General features: G+C 64.8%; 15 protein-coding genes. 10 read left to right on the top strand and 5 right to left on the bottom strand.

The window, feature by feature from the left end; translation table 11 throughout:
- Window positions 1-37 precede the first annotated feature (37 nt).
- Window positions 38-1,339 (bottom strand): MFS transporter, encoded by a 1,302-nt coding sequence (locus PQR32_RS30075; RefSeq protein WP_408235652.1) that lies wholly within the window; start codon window positions 1,337-1,339, stop codon window positions 38-40.
- A 394-nt stretch (window positions 1,340-1,733) separates the two neighbouring features.
- Here PQR32_RS30075 and PQR32_RS30070 point away from each other — a divergent pair, with 394 nt between their 5' ends.
- Window positions 1,734-2,474, top strand: a complete 741-nt coding sequence (locus PQR32_RS30070) for a response regulator transcription factor (protein WP_408235649.1) — start codon at window positions 1,734-1,736, stop codon at window positions 2,472-2,474.
- Window positions 2,475-2,494: 20 nt separating this feature from the next.
- Here the strand turns inward: PQR32_RS30070 and PQR32_RS30065 are convergent, their stop codons facing one another.
- Complete coding sequence (locus PQR32_RS30065; protein ID WP_408235646.1) at window positions 2,495-3,400, bottom strand: dihydrodipicolinate synthase family protein; 906 nt, start codon at window positions 3,398-3,400, stop codon at window positions 2,495-2,497.
- A gap of 349 nt (window positions 3,401-3,749) precedes the next feature.
- On the opposite strand from PQR32_RS30065, the gene PQR32_RS30060 reads away from it, so the two are divergent.
- The 6 genes from PQR32_RS30060 (at window position 3,750) to PQR32_RS30035 (ending at window position 8,847) form a co-directional block, all read left to right on the top strand.
- A complete protein-coding gene (locus PQR32_RS30060) occupies window positions 3,750-4,706 on the top strand; it encodes a 4-hydroxyproline epimerase (protein ID WP_408235643.1) in 957 nt (318 codons plus the stop codon).
- Window positions 4,703-5,830 carry an NAD(P)/FAD-dependent oxidoreductase gene (locus PQR32_RS30055; protein WP_408235640.1) on the top strand — a complete coding sequence of 376 codons (1,128 nt, stop codon included), beginning with the start codon at window positions 4,703-4,705 and terminating at the stop codon, window positions 5,828-5,830. The genes PQR32_RS30060 and PQR32_RS30055 overlap by 4 nt, the downstream gene beginning before the upstream one ends.
- The gene (locus tag PQR32_RS30050; RefSeq protein WP_408235637.1) at window positions 5,823-6,101 is read left to right on the top strand and encodes a (2Fe-2S)-binding protein; all 279 of its coding nucleotides are present in this window, start codon (window positions 5,823-5,825) and stop codon (window positions 6,099-6,101) included. Before PQR32_RS30055 ends, PQR32_RS30050 begins: the two co-directional genes overlap by 8 nt.
- 67 nt (window positions 6,102-6,168) lie before the next feature.
- A complete protein-coding gene (locus PQR32_RS30045; RefSeq protein WP_408235634.1) occupies window positions 6,169-7,458 on the top strand; it encodes an FAD-dependent oxidoreductase in 1,290 nt (429 codons plus the stop codon).
- Window positions 7,459-7,739: 281 nt separating this feature from the next.
- Window positions 7,740-8,507: an AraC family transcriptional regulator gene (locus PQR32_RS30040; RefSeq protein ID WP_408235631.1), complete on the top strand. Its 768-nt coding sequence runs from the start codon at window positions 7,740-7,742 to the stop codon at window positions 8,505-8,507.
- Window positions 8,508-8,517: 10 nt separating this feature from the next.
- Window positions 8,518-8,847 (top strand): hypothetical protein, encoded by a 330-nt coding sequence (locus PQR32_RS30035; RefSeq protein WP_007177862.1) that lies wholly within the window; start codon window positions 8,518-8,520, stop codon window positions 8,845-8,847.
- A gap of 113 nt (window positions 8,848-8,960) precedes the next feature.
- Here PQR32_RS30035 and PQR32_RS30030 read toward each other — a convergent pair whose 3' ends face one another.
- The 3 genes from PQR32_RS30030 to PQR32_RS30020 form a co-directional block, all read right to left on the bottom strand.
- A complete protein-coding gene (locus PQR32_RS30030) occupies window positions 8,961-9,221 on the bottom strand; it encodes a hypothetical protein (RefSeq protein ID WP_132377678.1) in 261 nt (86 codons plus the stop codon).
- A gap of 146 nt (window positions 9,222-9,367) precedes the next feature.
- A complete protein-coding gene (locus PQR32_RS30025) occupies window positions 9,368-9,700 on the bottom strand; it encodes a hypothetical protein (RefSeq protein ID WP_408235628.1) in 333 nt (110 codons plus the stop codon).
- 190 nt (window positions 9,701-9,890) lie between these two features.
- Window positions 9,891-11,774 (bottom strand): bifunctional sugar phosphate isomerase/epimerase/4-hydroxyphenylpyruvate dioxygenase family protein, encoded by a 1,884-nt coding sequence (locus tag PQR32_RS30020; protein WP_408235625.1) that lies wholly within the window; start codon window positions 11,772-11,774, stop codon window positions 9,891-9,893.
- Between the two features lie 317 nt (window positions 11,775-12,091).
- Between PQR32_RS30020 and aroQ the strand changes: the two genes are divergently transcribed.
- From aroQ to PQR32_RS30005, 3 genes are read left to right on the top strand one after another with little or no spacing between them, the layout of a single operon-like run.
- Entirely contained in the window at window positions 12,092-12,547 is a 456-nt protein-coding gene (gene aroQ, locus PQR32_RS30015; protein WP_408235622.1) for a type II 3-dehydroquinate dehydratase, read from the top strand.
- Window positions 12,544-13,434: a shikimate dehydrogenase gene (locus PQR32_RS30010; RefSeq protein WP_408235619.1), complete on the top strand. Its 891-nt coding sequence runs from the start codon at window positions 12,544-12,546 to the stop codon at window positions 13,432-13,434. The genes aroQ and PQR32_RS30010 overlap by 4 nt, the downstream gene beginning before the upstream one ends.
- A gap of 49 nt (window positions 13,435-13,483) precedes the next feature.
- Window positions 13,484-14,863, top strand: a complete 1,380-nt coding sequence (locus PQR32_RS30005; protein ID WP_408235616.1) for an MFS transporter — start codon at window positions 13,484-13,486, stop codon at window positions 14,861-14,863.
- The last annotated feature ends 70 nt before the right edge of the window (window positions 14,864-14,933 follow it).

Below are 14,933 nucleotides of genomic sequence, written 5' to 3'. Positions count from 1 at the left end.
CGCGGCGCGCCGTCTTTGCAAAGCAGAAGCAGCCGATTTAACGTTTTTGCGGCGCGTCCTTGATGAACAGCGTGGTCAATGCCCCGAGAACGCAGATCGCGCCGACGTACATCGGCGCGGCCATCGGGTTCGACTTCATCATCAGCGACACGGCGATCGGCGTGAGGCCGCCGAACACGGCGTATGCGACGTTGTACGAGAACGAGATGCCCGAGAAGCGCACCACCGGCGGGAACGCCTTGACCATCACGAACGGAATCGCGCCAATCACGCCGACGAACAGGCCCGCCACCGCGTATAGCGGCACCAGCGCCGAGCTATCGGTGGCGAGTTGCTGGAACATCACGTAGTACGTCGCCGCCAGCGCCAGGCCGCCGATGAAAATCGTGCGCCCCGCGCCAATGCGGCCGGCAATCGAGCCCGCCAGCACGCAACCGATCGTCAGGCACAGCGTCGCCACGCAGTTCGCCAGCAGCGCGGTGGCCGGCGCGATGTGGAACTGCTTTTGCAGCAGCGTCGGCGTCATCAGGATTACCACGACAATGGCGGCCGAGAGCATCCACGTGAGCAGCATCGAGACGATCACGGCGCGGCCGTGGTCGCGCAGCACGGCCTTGAGCGGCACTTCGGCGGCAATCGCCTTGCGCTGCTTGAGTTCGGCGAACACCGGCGTCTCATGCAGCCAGCGGCGCAGGTAGACCGAGAACATGCCGAACACGCCGCCCACGAGGAACGGAATGCGCCACGCGTACGCGGAGATTTCCGCCGGCGCGAAATTACGGTTCACCGCCGAGGCAATCAGCGAGCCGAGCAGGATGCCTGCTGTGAGGCCGGCCGTCAGCGTGCCGCACGCATAGCCGATGTGCCGCTGCGGCACGTGCTCCGAGACGAACACCCAGGCGCCCGGCACTTCGCCGCCGACCGCCGCGCCTTGCATCACGCGGAACAGCAGCAGCAGGACCGGCGCCAGCACGCCGATGCTGGTGTAGGTGGGCAGCAGGCCCATCATCAGCGTCGGCACCGACATGAGCAGCACGCTGAGCGTGAACATGCGCTTGCGGCCGAACAGATCGCCGAAATGCGCCATGATGATGCCGCCGAGCGGCCGCGCCAGATACCCCGCGGCGAAGATGCCGAACGTCTGCACCTGACGCAGCCAGTCCGGCATCGCGGCCGGGAAGAACAGCTGACCGATGGCCGGCGCGAAGAACACGAAAATGATGAAGTCGTAAAACTCGAGCGCCCCGCCGAGGGCGGCGAGGCCGAGCGTCTTGTAATCGCTGCGCCCGAGAGGGCGTGGGGTGACAGGCTGCGCTCCACCCAGATTTGTCGCTTGCATTGCTTGTGTCTTGTCTTGAATTGGGAGCCACACGTAGCGCGTGGAAATACGGCGGTCGTCGGGCGAGAAGTGGGCAAGCGCTGGGTAGAGCACGGGACACCCGCGCGCCGGCCCGGGTAGGGCATGCGCGATGACGATTGAGGCCAGGCGGGGATTTTACAGGATGAAAGCGGAATGCTTCGGGAAGTGCTTAATTAGATTGGGGAAAGTTCCCCGAACGGTACTTTTCAGTAGCAATAGGACTCTGTCTTAGGAAATTTCGCAATCGCATGTAGGAATGTGATGTAGCGCTGTCAGAGTGGATTGATTCATATGTAAATTAGGATTGCTCCTATGGGATGGAATGGGCCCGCCTCTGAGAATCGCGTCCGAGCTATCAGTTAAGAGTCATCCCATGCGTATTGCCATTCTTCAACGTGACCTGGTCATGCGTCAGTCGATCGAAAAGGTCCTGACGAGCACCGGTCATTCCTGCACGACATTTGACGACGGCCTGAGCATGTCGAGAACGCTCGCGCGTTCCACCGTGGATCTGCTGGTGCTCGACTGGCAGGGTCTGCGTCTGTCCGGCGCCGAGGTTTTGCGCGCGGCGCGCGCGGTGGGCGGCGACCGCCTGCCGGTCATGTTCGCATCGGCGGACACGGCGGAGGAAAACATCGTGCGCGCCTTCGTCGCCGGCGCGGACGACTACGTCGCGTTGCCGCTGCGCGCGGCCGAATTTCGCGAGCGGGTCGCGGCGCTGCTGCGGCGGGCGTATCCAGACCGGTTCAGTTCCGCGAGTTTCGATGTCGGTCCGTACCACTTCGACACGCACCGCCAACTCGTCATGCTGCGCGGCCAGCCGGTCCAACTGTCCGGCACCCAGTACCGGCTGGCGTCGCTATTCTTCTCCAACATCGGCCGCGTGCTGTCGCGCGATCACATCTTCGCAATGGTGTGGGGCCGCGAGTTCCGCGAATTTACCCGCACCATCGACAGTCACGTTTCGCGGCTGCGCCTTCTGCTCGAGATCGAGCCGCAAAATGAATTCCGGCTGCAACCGGTTTATAAAAGCGGTTACCGGCTGCTGCATCTGCGTCAGGGCGCAGCCGCCGATATCGATTCGGATATCGACGTCGAGAAGCAAGCGGCCTGACGCCAACCGGCCTCGTCGCATCAAATCTGCGGTAGCGCGGGGCGCGTTTCGAGCGCCTTGCGAATCAATGCCTCGACTGCTGTGCGTTCGTCGCCAGCCAGCGGCAGGCGGGGCGGCCGCACCGGCTCCGTGCCCAATCCGACGATCGCTTCGGCGAGCTTGATGTTCTGCACCAGCTTCGCCGACACGTCGAGCGCGAGCAGCGGCGCAAACCAGCGGTAGATCGCCCGCGCTTCCTCCAGGCGTCCCGCCTTCAGCAACTTGTAGATCACCACCGTCTCGCGCGGAAACGCGCACACGAGACCGGCCACCCAGCCATGCGCGCCCATCAGGATCGCTTCCATCGCGAGATTGTCGACGCCGCAGAGAATCGCGAAACGATCGCCGACCGCGTTGATCAGGTCGGTCACGCGCCGCACGTCGCCACATGATTCCTTGATCGCGACGATCTTCTTCTCGTCGGCGATTTCCGCGAACATCTCGGGCGTCATGTCGACGCCGTAGGCGAGCGGATTGTTGTAGATCATCAGCGGCAGCGCGCTCGCGTCAGCGACGCTGCGGAAATGGTGCAGCGTCTCGCGGCGGTCCGACAGATAGCGCAGCCCCGGCAACACCATGTAGCCGGCCGCGCCATGACGGCCTCCCGCTTCGGCCTGACGGCAGGCGTCGAGCGTGCTGTTCTCGGCGATCGTCAACAGCACCGGCACGCGGCCGCGCGAGGCTTCGACGGCGACGTCGAGCACCTGCAGCTTTTCATCCAGCGAGAGCGTCGATGCTTCGCCCAGCGATCCGCACACGATGATGCCGTCCACACCCGCTTCGATCTGTGCCTCGATATTCTTGCCGGTCCATGCACGGTCTATGCTGAAATCCGCGTTGAATTTGGTGGTGACTGCGGGCAATACGCCTTCCCAGATATGCGCCACGACTGCTCTCCTGAGTGTGATGTGTTCAAGCGCAGTGTAAGCAGGGAAAATCCTGCCGTCTTGCGTGAATCGCGCGTGACGAATGACGATTTCAGCATAGTCGCTTTGCTTGGAGAGTCGCTGGACCAAGGCGGCTGGCTTATTCGAGGATGGAGGGCGAGGCGCGTCGGCAGCGCGTGACTGGCACGACGGCATGCGCTCGGGGGCACGCCCGTTGTGCGCCCGGCACGCGTACTCGGGCCGCGGTGTGCGCGAGCGAGCAAGGTCGCCGCCGCATCGCATAGTTATGCCGAAATCGTCACAATCCACGCGCAAGCACACCAAGACTCGACCGGCCGCGGTTTCTACCATGAGCATCATGAAAACCTTGGACATCATCGACTCGCACACCGGCGGTGAACCGACCCGCCTCGTGGTGTCGGGCGGCCCGGATCTCGGCGGCGGCACGTTGGCGCAACGGCTCGACGTGTTCCGCACGCAGTTCGACGACTGGCGCGCGGGCATCGTCACCGAACCGCGCGGCTCGGACGTGGTGGTGGGCGCGCTGCTCTGCGAGCCGGACGACCCTGCGTGCGCGGCCGGCGTGATCTTTTTCAACAACGTCGGCTATCTCGGCATGTGCGGGCACGGCACGATCGGTCTCGTCGTCTCGCTGGCGCACCTGGGACGGATCGGTCCGGGGCGCCATCGGATCGAGACGCCGGTCGGCGTCGTCGAAGCGACGCTCAACGAGGACGGCAGCGTTACCGTGCGCAACGTGCCGGCGTATCGCTATCGCGAGTCCGTGCAAGTGGACGTGCCGGGTCACGGCGTGTTGACCGGCGATATCGGCTGGGGCGGCAACTGGTTCTTTCTCGTCGCAGACCACGGGCGCGCGCTGGAGGCGTCCCGGATCGGCGAATTGACGGCGTTCAGCGGGGCGATTCGTGACGCGCTGATCGCGCAGCGCATCACCGGCGCGGACGGTGCGTTGATCGACCACATCGAGTTATTCGGACCTGGTTCGCGCGATGGTATCGACAGCTGCAGCTTCGTGCTCTGTCCCGGCAGTGCGTACGACCGCTCGCCATGCGGCACCGGCACGAGCGCCAAAGTGGCCTGCCTCGCCGCCGACGGCAAACTGGCCGAGGGCGCGGTGTGGCGGCAGGAGAGCATTATCGGCAGCGTGTTCGAAGCGAGCTATCGCGATGCCGGCGATGGCGTTCACGTGATTCCCACCATCACCGGTCACGCGTACGTCACGGCAGAAGGGCGCCTGTGCTTCGACGAGCGCGATCCCTTCGCCTGGGGCATCCGCACGGCATGATGGCGGACGCGCTGATCGTCGGGGCAGGCATTGTCGGCGCGGCGTGCGCGGCGGAACTGGCGGCGCTCGGCATGCGGGTCGAGGTACTCGACGCGCAGGGCATCGGTGGCGGCGCGACGGCGGCGGGCATGGGCCACATCGTCGTGATGAACGACTCGCCGGCCGAATTCGCGTTGAGCCGCTATTCACGAGACTTGTGGCTGGAACTCGCGCCGCAACTGCGTCCGCGCGACGCGTTCGCGCGCTGCGGCACCCTCTGGGTCGCCGCCGACGAAGAAGAGTGGCAGGCCGCCCGCGCAATGCGGGCCGCGTTCGAGGCTCACGGCGTTGCCGCGCAATTGCTCGACGCGCCCGCGTTGCGGGTTTGCGAGCCGGCGCTAGCGGCGTCGATGGCGGGTGGTTTGCGGATCGAGCACGACAGCATCGTGTATGCGCCGACTGTCGCCGAATGGCTGCTGACGCGGTCGCCGGGCGCGGCGAATATCCATATGCGTTTGGGGGCCGCGGTGGCATCGGTCAGCGCGGGCGGCGTTACGCTCGCGGACGGTGAGCGCGTTGGCGCGGCGCACGTCATCGTGGCCAACGGTTTGCGTGCGCAGCAATTGGTGCCGTCACTGCCATTGCAGCCGAAGAAAGGCCACCTGCTGATCACGGACCGCTATCCTGGACTGATCCGGCATCAGTTGCTCGAACTCGGCTACATCAAGAGCGCGCATCATGCGGTCGGCACCTCGGTGGCGTTCAATGTGCAGCCGCGGCCCACGGGACAATTGCTGATCGGCTCGTCGCGCCAGTTCGACACCACGGACCCCGCCGTCGAGATGCCCGTGCTCGCGCAGATGCTGCAGCGCGCCGCACGCTATCTCCCGGTGCTGCCGACGCTCAATGGGATTCGCGCGTGGACCGGGTTTCGCGCGGCCTCGGCGGACGGCTTGCCGCTGATCGGTCCGGCCGGCGAATTCGCTCCCGGCGTATGGCTTGCCACCGGTCACGAGGGTTTAGGCGTGACGACCTCGCTTGCCACCGCGAAGTTGCTTGCCGCGCAGATCGCAGGGACCGTCGCGCCGATTCCTGTCGAACCTTATCTGCCCGTTCGTTTTGTTGAGAAGGTGGTTCATGAGTAGCGCGAAGGCCACCGCACGCGTGAGCTTGACGATCGACGGCCACAGTATCGACGTCGAGGCCGGCACGACCGTGGCCGCGGCGCTCGTGTTAGCGGGCGTCGGCAGTACGCGAACCTCGGTGAACGGCCAGCCTCGCGCCGCGCTGTGCGGCATGGGCGTGTGCCAGGAGTGTCGCGTGTCGATCGACGGCCGGGCACATGCGCTGGCGTGTCAGACTCTGTGTCGCGAAGGCCAGATCGTTCGTACCCAGGATGGGGCGGGCACGCGATGAGACAGCACTTCTATGTTGTGGTCGTCGGAGCCAACCTGGGCGAGTTTAGCGAAGCGGCGGGCACGCGATGAGACAGCACTTCGATATTGTCATCGTCGGCGCCGGTCCCGCGGGTTTGAACGCCGCACACGCCGCTGCGCGCGCGGGCGCTACGGTCGCGCTCTTCGACGACAATCCACGCGCGGGCGGCCAGATCTGGCGTCAAGGTCCGGGCCACGCGCCGCAGGCGCCGCTGCACAACCTCCTCACCGTGATCAGCGGGCAAAGCACCGTCACGCACTGGCCGTCGACTCGCGTGATCGCGCCGCTGGGTCCACGCGGCTTGCTGCTCGAATCGGCGGAGCACGGCGGCGCGTGTGTCACCTATGAGCGCCTGATTCTTGCGACCGGCGCACGTGAACGGCTTCTTCCGTTCGCCGGCTGGACCTTGCCCGGCGTGACCGGCGCGGGCGCGCTGCAGGCGCTCATCAAAGGCGGCATGCCGGCGCGTGGCGAGCGGATCGTGATTGCCGGCAGCGGGCCTTTGCTGATCGCGGCGCTCGCTACTGCGCGTGCAGCGGGCGCGCGGGTGGTGGCAGTGGTGGAGCAAGCTTCGGCGTTCGACGTCGCGCGTTTCGGCGTCTCGCTGCTGGCCGCGCCCGCCAAGTTGCGGCAAGCCGTTAGCATGACGCGCGGGTTCGCGGGCCTGCATTACTGGACCGGCAGCATCGTGGAAGAGGCGCAGGGCGACGGCCGCGTCGAGCGTGTCACCATCCGGCGCGGCCGCGAAGCCAAGCGCGTCGTGCTCGACTGCGACCGCGTCGCGTGCGGCTATGGACTCGTGCCGAACATCACGCTGGCTCAGGCGCTCGGTTGCGCGATCAGTGAGGCGGGCGAGATCGTCGTCGACGACGAGCAACATACGTCTGTCGAGAGCGTGTTCGCGGCGGGCGAGTGCACCGGCGTCGGAGGCGCGGAACTGGCCGGCGTGGAGGGCGAGATTGCCGGCCTCTTGGCAAGCGGTGGCGTCGCCGCGGACCATGCCGCCCTCGACGCCCAGCGCGCGCGCTGGCGCCGGTTCGGCCGCCGCGTCGAAATCGCCTTCGCCCTGCGGGAAGCCGCGCGCACGCCACCCGCCGATGCCACGCTGCTCTGCCGCTGCGAGGACGTGAGCATTGGCGAGGTGCGCGCCTTCGCCGACTGGCGCGAGGCCAAGCTGCACACCCGCTGCGGCATGGGCGCCTGCCAGGGACGAATTTGCGGCACGGCGGCGAACCTGTACTTCGGCTGGCAGTCCGGAGCGCCGCGCCCGCCCTTCAGTCCAGCGCAAATCGGCACGTTGATGGCGGCTGTCGCGGAGCCGCCTCAGCTCGAATGACCGTTCGCCGACACGCCGGCGGATATTGTCGGCGGCGGCGCGGCCCTATAATCGACCGCACGTGCCTGGCACCTGGCACGAGGCCTCAAGCCCCGGGCGCCGGTCGCCAGGCGGCAAGCGGCAACCGGCAACGGGCAAGCGGCAAGCGGCAACCAACAACCGGCAAGCGTCAACCGGCAAGCGTCAACCGGCAACAACGCAACCGTAAGCACCCAACGCCGCAAAACCGAACGCTCGCCCGACTGCCCCCCATCAACGCACGGACCAACGGAACCCGCCCGATGCACACGCTGGCTCATCCGCTCGAACCGGACGACGCAACGCTGTCCGGCATGCTCTCGCACTTCAGGCTGCTCGAGCCGGTGTTCGACGCGATGCCGGACGTCGTGTTCTTCGTCAAGGACGCCGAGGCGCGCTACGCGCTGGTCAACCGCACGCTCGCCTCGCGCTGCGGCTTCAAGGAAAAGTCCGCGCTGCTCGGCCGGACCGCCGAGGACGTGTTCCCGCGCCGCTTCGGACGCATCTACACGGCACAGGACAAGGCGATCATCAACGTCGGCAATCAGATGATCGATCAACTGGAACTGCATCTGTATCCCGGCCGCCAGCCGGGCTGGTGTCTGACCTGCAAGCAGCCGCTGCGCGATCCCGCTGGCAAGGTGGTCGGTCTCGCCGGCATTTCCCGCGATCTGAAAGCGGACGAAAGCAGCCATCCGGCCTACAGCCGCCTCGCCGCGGTCGTGCAGTCCATCCAGGAAAATTACGTTCAGCCTTTGAATCTGAAGCAGCTCGCGGCGATGGCGGATATGTCCGTCGCGCAATTGGAACGCTACTTTCACAAAGTGTTTCATCTGACGCCGCGTCAGGTGCTGCTGAAAACCCGGCTGGACGCCGCCACGGCGCTGCTGGTTTCGCACGACAAGGTCACCGACGTCGCCGCGCTGTGCGGTTACACCGACCACAGTGCGTTCACGCGGCAGTTCAAGGCGACCGTCGGCGTGACGCCGACCGAATACCGCATGCTGCTGCACGGTACTTCGCGGAGCTGAACCGCTACACATGGCTCGTCGCAAGCATCACTACTACGTCTACGTCGTCGCGCTGGACGACAAGGTATGGAACGAGGCGCGCTTTCGCCGCGCGAATCCGGACTACCGGTTCGACAAGCCTTGCGTGTACGTAGGAATGACGGGACTGGACCCGGATCTGCGCTTCGACCGGCATAAGGCCGGCATTCAGGCCAATCGCTATGTGCGCGATTACGGCTTGCGCCTCGTGCCCGAACTGTATGAGGTGTTCAATCCCATGCCTTACCGCGGCGCACAGGACATGGAAGTGGAATTGGCGATTGGACTACGCGAAGCAGGGTATGGCGTGTGGCAGGCGTAAGCCGTGGGATGCGGCCGTGGCGTTCGTCACAAGGTCCGGCCGGTGCCCGGCTAGATTAAAAGGGCTTGAGACCGGTACGCGCGCGCCTTCGAACTCGAATATGACAGTGTGCGTTACTTCACGCCGAGGCCACGCAGCACGGCATTGCCTTCAGGCGTCAAACGGATATGCGAAGCGCCCGCGTCGCCGGAAATCGTTTCGATCAGGCCGGCTTCGTGAAGCTGCGGAATCTCGGGTTTCGCGGACGCGTCGATCGGCGCGTGCAGCAACAGCAGCAGCGTCGCCAGTTCGTGGTGGCTCAGCAGGCGGCGCAGGATAGTGGGCCGCTTGGCCGGCGCCGGTGCGTCGTTCGTGTTGTGATCGGGCTGGTTCATGGTTCGCACCTTCTGCGGGGTAGTGTCGGGTGGATGATGCGGACGAAGTCTTAAACGATTCTTAAGACAGCATTGTCCTGTAACACCGTGACACGATGATTGCACCGGACCATGTTACCGATTGTCACACTTACGCCCGCCGACGCTCACGGGGCGCAGGTTTTGCCCGCCGACTCGATCCACAGATTGCTCACGTGGCGCTTGCCCGCATAGAAACGGTAAGTCGTGGCGCCGTTGTCGCTTCGCACCTTGACGATATTCGAATCGCCGAAGTCGAGCATCTGGCCTTGCGGGATTGCCGTGGATTTGAACGCGGCGTCGTGACTGGTGGCCAATTGCGTGAGGCACGAGACCACGTCGTTGACGGAGCGCTGCGTGGTGGTGTCCGTGACGGGCTCGCCGGCATCCGGATTCTTCTGGAAGTACGCGCAAGCGCTGAGGAGCAGGGGAACTGACAGGACTACGGCAAGCTTCTTCATATCTCTCCTGGCGTTACATTCGGCTGACGTTACGTGCGACGCCCGCACGTGCCACAGCCGCGCGGCATCTGCCGCGAATCAGGCGCCATTATATCGGTGCGGCGCGGCTACCCCCGCCGATGCCGCACACGCCGTGCCCGCCTGGCCCGAATCGCCGGATCCGAAGTTGCCCGCTTGACCAGCTGAAAGCCTATTTGCGCCGCTGTGCCTGCGCGGCGAGCCGCACGGCCGCGTTGGCCGCGCCATAGCCGTCGTAACCGCCGCGCCGCTCGACGATCTCCATGAAGAACCGCTGGTCGAGCTGTTCCGTGTAAGCGTGGAAAAACTCGCCGCCGCGCTCGTCGCGGTCGTACAGGATGTTATTGGCGCGCAGCGCCTCGAGCGTCTCGTCCGGCAACGCGTAGCGGGCCGCCAGATCCTCGTAGTAATTGCGCGGGATGCGCAGCACCGGCAAGCCGTCGGCGACGAACTCGGGGATCGCGCTGAAAATGTCGCCGGTGCTGAAGGCGACGTGGTTCAGACCTGAGCCGTGATAGGTGTGCAACGCCTCGGCCACTGCCGTGTGGTGGTCCACGGAGGCGTTCAGCACGATACGCACCGAGCCGTCGCCGCTGCGCAGCGCGCGGCTGCGCACGAGGCCGTACGGATCGGGCACCAGCACGCCGGGCTCGGCCTGGAAGCCCAAGGCAGTGCGCAGAAACAGCACCCATGTATCCAGCGAATTCGCCGGCACCGACAGGCACACATGATCGATACGGCTGAGCGGCCCCACCTCGGTCGGGCCGTTGATGTCGGTGAGGACGAAATCCGCCTCGAACAAGGTGGGCTGATCCGGCGTTTCGTCGACGAAATAATTCAGGCTGCTGTCAGGCGCCTGCACGGCGGGCAGCACACGCTCGTTCGGGCCGATTTGCCCGGAAAACGGCGCGTAGCCGAAGCCGGCGGCGCGCTCGAACGCCTGATTGGCGTCGTCCACGCGAAAGGCCGACGCGCACAGCGACAAGCCATGCTGCTGGAAGAACGCGTTGGCGAACGAATCCGGCTCGGCGTTCAGCACGATCGAGGCCGCGCCATGCTGATACAGCGTGACTTCCTTCGAACGATGCCGGCCCGCCTCGCGAAAGCGCAGTTTGCCGAGCCAGTCCACGAGTTGCGCGCGCGTACTGTGGTCGACCGCGAACTCCAGAAACTGATAGCCGACGTGCGCGGGCGCGGCAGGCGAGCGGTACAGGTCGCCGACCGGCTGCTGCGTGCTTTCGAGCAGCGCGCGGGTCTGTTCCTCCAGGAACAGCAGCGAGCGATGACCGTCCGCGGCCGTGATGGTGGTCGGAGCGGCGCGAAAGCCGTCGTTGAAAATTTCCAGTGAAAGCGGCCCGCTGTAGCCGGTTTTCACGACCTGCGCCGTGAAATTGGCCAGATCGAAATCGCCCTGACCAGGGAAGCAGCGGTAGTGGCGGCTCCATTCGAGCACGTCCATGGCGAGTTTCGGCGCGTCGGCGATCTGCACGAAGGCGATGCGCTCGCCCGGGATGTCGGCGATCGCGTCCACCGTGTCGTTGAGCGACAGGGTGTGAAAGCTGTCGAGCACGAGCCCGAGATTCGGATGATTGACGGCGTTGACGAGCTTCCACGCGTGCCGGTAGGTCTTGACGTGCTTGCCCCACGCAAGCGCTTCATAGCCCGCGAACACGCCGGCCGCCTCGGCCGCGTGGGCCAGCGCGCCGAGCTGGTCGATCATCAGCGAGTCGTCGCCGATGGTGTCGGGCGAAACGTTGCTGCACACCAGAATCCGGTCCGTGCCCAGTTCATGCATCACGTCGAACTTGCGCCTGGCGCGATCGAGATTGCGCTCGAGACGCTCCGGGCTGACACCGTCGAAATCGCGGAACGGCTGAAACAGCATGATTTTCAGTCCGAGATCTTCGGCGATGCGCCGCACGTCGGCGGGCGAGCCGTCGAAATACAGCAAATCGTTCTCGAAGATCTCGACGCCTTCGAAGCCCGCCGCCTGGATCGCGGTCAGCTTCTCGACGAGGGTTCCGCTGATCGACACGGTGGCAATCGAACGTTGCATGGACGGCTCCTGCAAAAACAATCAAACGGCTGTTGAATAGGGCGCGCAACGGCCGGGCGCGCGACGCTCGCAGATCCCGCTGGCTGGCATGCTGCAATGCGGAAAATGGACCAGTTCGTTACACGTGTCAGCAGAGGCAGGCCGCAATCACCCACTCTAACCGAAGTTCTCGACAGTTTACACAAACTAACTAGATGGTACAAATTCGTAGAAACCCCGAATGACGGCGACGCGCAATGCGCGCACACTTCGCTCACGTTGCAAAACACGGCGGTTGCCGTGGCTGGCTTGTTGCCTACTTAGCAGGAGTGGTTGTCATGAGTTTTGCGTCAGTACTGGTCCTCAATGGACCGAACCTCAATCTGCTCGGCACGCGCGAGCCGACCATCTACGGCTCGGAAACGCTCGACGACGTCGCGAAGCTTTGCCGCGATGCGGGAGAGCGGCTGAATCTCGCGATCGACTTCTGCCAGTCGAACGCTGAACACCAACTGATCGACTGGCTGCACGCGGCGCGGTCCAAGGTCGACGGCATCGTGATCAATCCGGCGGCCTACACGCATACGTCGGTGGCCATCGCCGACGCGCTCACGGCAATCGAAAAGCCGGTCATCGAAGTGCATATTTCAAACGTGCATCGCCGCGAGGCGTTCCGGCATCACTCGTACGTGTCGGCCGTGGCGGACGCGATCATCATCGGTTGCGGCACGCAAGGCTATGTACTGGCTTTGGAGCGGATGGCGACCATTCTTAAGAATAGGGCGGCGAAATGAACGTACAAGCGAACGTACAAGCGAACTCACAGGCGACGCCTCATTCCTATCTGGTCGGCCTGATCGGTTCGGGCATTGGCGGATCGTTGACGCCCGCGATGCATGAGGAAGAGGGCAGCAAGCTCGGTCTGCACTATGTGTACCGGCGTATCGATCTGGAAGCGCTGAAACTCGACGTTGCGGCGCTGCCCGATCTGCTCATGGCCGCCGAACGCATGGGCTTCAACGGTCTGAATATCACGTACCCGTGCAAGCAGGCCGTGATTCCGCTGCTCGACGAACTCTCCGACGACGCGCGCGCACTCGGCGCGGTCAATACGGTGCTGTTCAAGGACGGCAAACGCGTCGGCCACAACACGGACTGGTCCGGTTTCGCGCGTGCGTTTCAGCGCGGCTTGCCGGACGTGTCGCTGGAGCGCGTCGTGCAACTCGGCGCGGGCGGCGCCGGCGCGGCGGTCGCTCACGCCGCGCTGAACATGGGCGCGAAGTCGCTTACGCTCTTCGATGTGGACGCCACGCGCGCCGCGTCGCTCGCCGAGGAATTGCAGAAGCGTTTCCCGGCCGCCACTGTCAGCGCCGGCAGTTCGCTCGCCGAATCGCTCGCGGCCGCCAATGGCCTGATTCACGCGACGCCCACCGGCATGGCGAAATTGCCCGGCTTGCCGTTGCCGGTCGAATTGCTGCACCGCGATCTGTGGGTCGCGGACATCGTCTATTTCCCGATCCGCACCGCGCTTTTGCAGGCGGCCGAAGCGCTCGGCTGCCGCACGCTGAGCGGCGGCGGCATGGCTGTGTATCAGGCGGTCGACGCCATGCGCATCTTTACCGGTCTCGAACCGGACGCTGAGCGGGTGTACACCCATTTTCAGTCGTTGTTGCAACGCTAACCGGTAGCGCGCCAACCGGTAACAACCAGATCGAGGAGACGCACACCCCATGCAGCAACCGATTCAATCCACTCCCGTCGACGCCGCCACGCCGCAAGGCGTCACGGTGAGCACCGCGCGCCGCTCGAAAGCCCGCTTTCAGATTCTGGCGCTGCTCGCGGTCGGGACGATGATCAATTATCTCGACCGTACGGTGCTCGGCATCGCGGCGCCGCAGTTGACCAAGGAGCTCGGCATCAACGCCGCGTTGATGGGGCTGCTGTTTTCCGTATTTTCGTGGAGCTATGTGGCCGCGCAGATTCCGGGCGGACTGTTTCTCGACCGCTTCGGCAGCAAGGTCACGTATTTCATGTCGATGACCTTCTGGTCGCTGTGCACGCTCGCGCAAGGGCTGGTGCACGGCATCGGCGCGCTGTTCGCGTTCCGCCTCGGCCTGGGCGTCTCGGAAGCGCCGTGCTTTCCGACCAATAGCCGCGTGGTGGCCACGTGGTTCCCGCAGAGCGAACGCGCGATGGCGACCGGCACGTACACGGTCGGCGAATATATCGGCCTCGCTTTTTTCAGCCCGTTCCTGTTCATGCTGATGGGCGCGTTCGGCTGGCGTTCGCTGTTCTATGTAGTGGGCGGCGTGGGCCTCGTGTTCGGCGTGATCTGGTGGATGTTTTATCGTGAGCCGCGCGATCATCCGTCGGCGAATCAGGGGGAGCTCGACTATATCGAAGCCGGCGGCGGTCTCACACATCGGAAGAAGGATGCCGATACAGCGAGTGTTGCGGGTGCATCGGCGGCATCGGCGAAGAGCGGCTTCGAATGGCGCACCATCGGACGCCTGCTCAAGCATCGTCAACTGACGGGCATCTGTCTGGGCCAGTTCGCCGGCAACTCGACGCTGGTGTTCTTCCTCACCTGGTTCCCGACGTATCTCGCCACCGAGCGCCATATGGCCTGGCTGAAGATTGGCTTCTTCGCGATCATGCCGTTCATTGCCGCGTCGATCGGCGTGATGTTCGGCGGCTTCTTTTCCGACTGGCTGCTGCGCCGCGGCAAGTCGCCGAACGTGGCGCGCAAGCTGCCGATCATTGCCGGCCTGCTGCTCGCGTCGACCATCATTCTCGCCAACTATGTCGAGAGCAACGTGCTGGTGATCGCGATTCTGTCGGTGGCCTTTTTCGCGCAGGGCATGGCCGCGCTGGGCTGGACGCTGGTGTCCGACATCGCGCCGGACGGTCTGCTCGGCGTGACCGGCGGCATCTTCAACTTCGCGGCGAACCTGGCCGGCATCGTGACGCCGCTGGTGGTGGGTTTCATCGTCGCGGCAACCGGCTCGTTTGTCGGCGCGCTGGTGTTCATCGGCGCGATTGCGCTGGTCGGCGCGCTGTCGTACATCTTCATCGTCGGCGATATCAAGCGGATCGTGCTGGTGGATTGAGCGACGAAAGGCCGGACGAAAAAAACGGGACGTGGCGCAGGCCACGTCCCGTTTTTTACTTGAGGCTTGC

Origin of the sequence: Paraburkholderia dipogonis (genome assembly GCF_046027395.1) — a bacterium.
GTDB lineage: Bacteria > Pseudomonadota > Gammaproteobacteria > Burkholderiales > Burkholderiaceae > Paraburkholderia > Paraburkholderia dipogonis_A.
The sequence above is the reverse complement of the archived record's forward strand: the minus strand, read 5'-3'. Positions and strand labels throughout refer to the sequence as shown.

Excerpts from the sequence above, each read along its gene's own strand:
- PQR32_RS30075 (WP_408235652.1), bottom strand. The coding sequence starts at position 1,339 with ATGCAAGCGACAAATCTGGGTGGAGCGCAGCCTGTCACCCCACGCCCT.
- PQR32_RS30070 (WP_408235649.1), top strand. The coding sequence starts at position 1,734 with ATGCGTATTGCCATTCTTCAACGTGACCTGGTCATGCGTCAGTCGATC.
- PQR32_RS30060 (WP_408235643.1), top strand. The coding sequence starts at position 3,750 with ATGAGCATCATGAAAACCTTGGACATCATCGACTCGCACACCGGCGGT.
- PQR32_RS30055 (WP_408235640.1), top strand. The coding sequence starts at position 4,703 with ATGATGGCGGACGCGCTGATCGTCGGGGCAGGCATTGTCGGCGCGGCG.
- PQR32_RS30050 (WP_408235637.1), top strand. The coding sequence starts at position 5,823 with ATGAGTAGCGCGAAGGCCACCGCACGCGTGAGCTTGACGATCGACGGC.
- PQR32_RS30045 (WP_408235634.1), top strand. The coding sequence starts at position 6,169 with ATGAGACAGCACTTCGATATTGTCATCGTCGGCGCCGGTCCCGCGGGT.
- PQR32_RS30040 (WP_408235631.1), top strand. The coding sequence starts at position 7,740 with ATGCACACGCTGGCTCATCCGCTCGAACCGGACGACGCAACGCTGTCC.
- PQR32_RS30035 (WP_007177862.1), top strand. The coding sequence starts at position 8,518 with ATGGCTCGTCGCAAGCATCACTACTACGTCTACGTCGTCGCGCTGGAC.
- PQR32_RS30030 (WP_132377678.1), bottom strand. The coding sequence starts at position 9,221 with ATGAACCAGCCCGATCACAACACGAACGACGCACCGGCGCCGGCCAAG.
- PQR32_RS30025 (WP_408235628.1), bottom strand. The coding sequence starts at position 9,700 with ATGAAGAAGCTTGCCGTAGTCCTGTCAGTTCCCCTGCTCCTCAGCGCT.
- PQR32_RS30020 (WP_408235625.1), bottom strand. The coding sequence starts at position 11,774 with ATGCAACGTTCGATTGCCACCGTGTCGATCAGCGGAACCCTCGTCGAG.
- aroQ (WP_408235622.1), top strand. The coding sequence starts at position 12,092 with ATGAGTTTTGCGTCAGTACTGGTCCTCAATGGACCGAACCTCAATCTG.
- PQR32_RS30010 (WP_408235619.1), top strand. The coding sequence starts at position 12,544 with ATGAACGTACAAGCGAACGTACAAGCGAACTCACAGGCGACGCCTCAT.
- PQR32_RS30005 (WP_408235616.1), top strand. The coding sequence starts at position 13,484 with ATGCAGCAACCGATTCAATCCACTCCCGTCGACGCCGCCACGCCGCAA.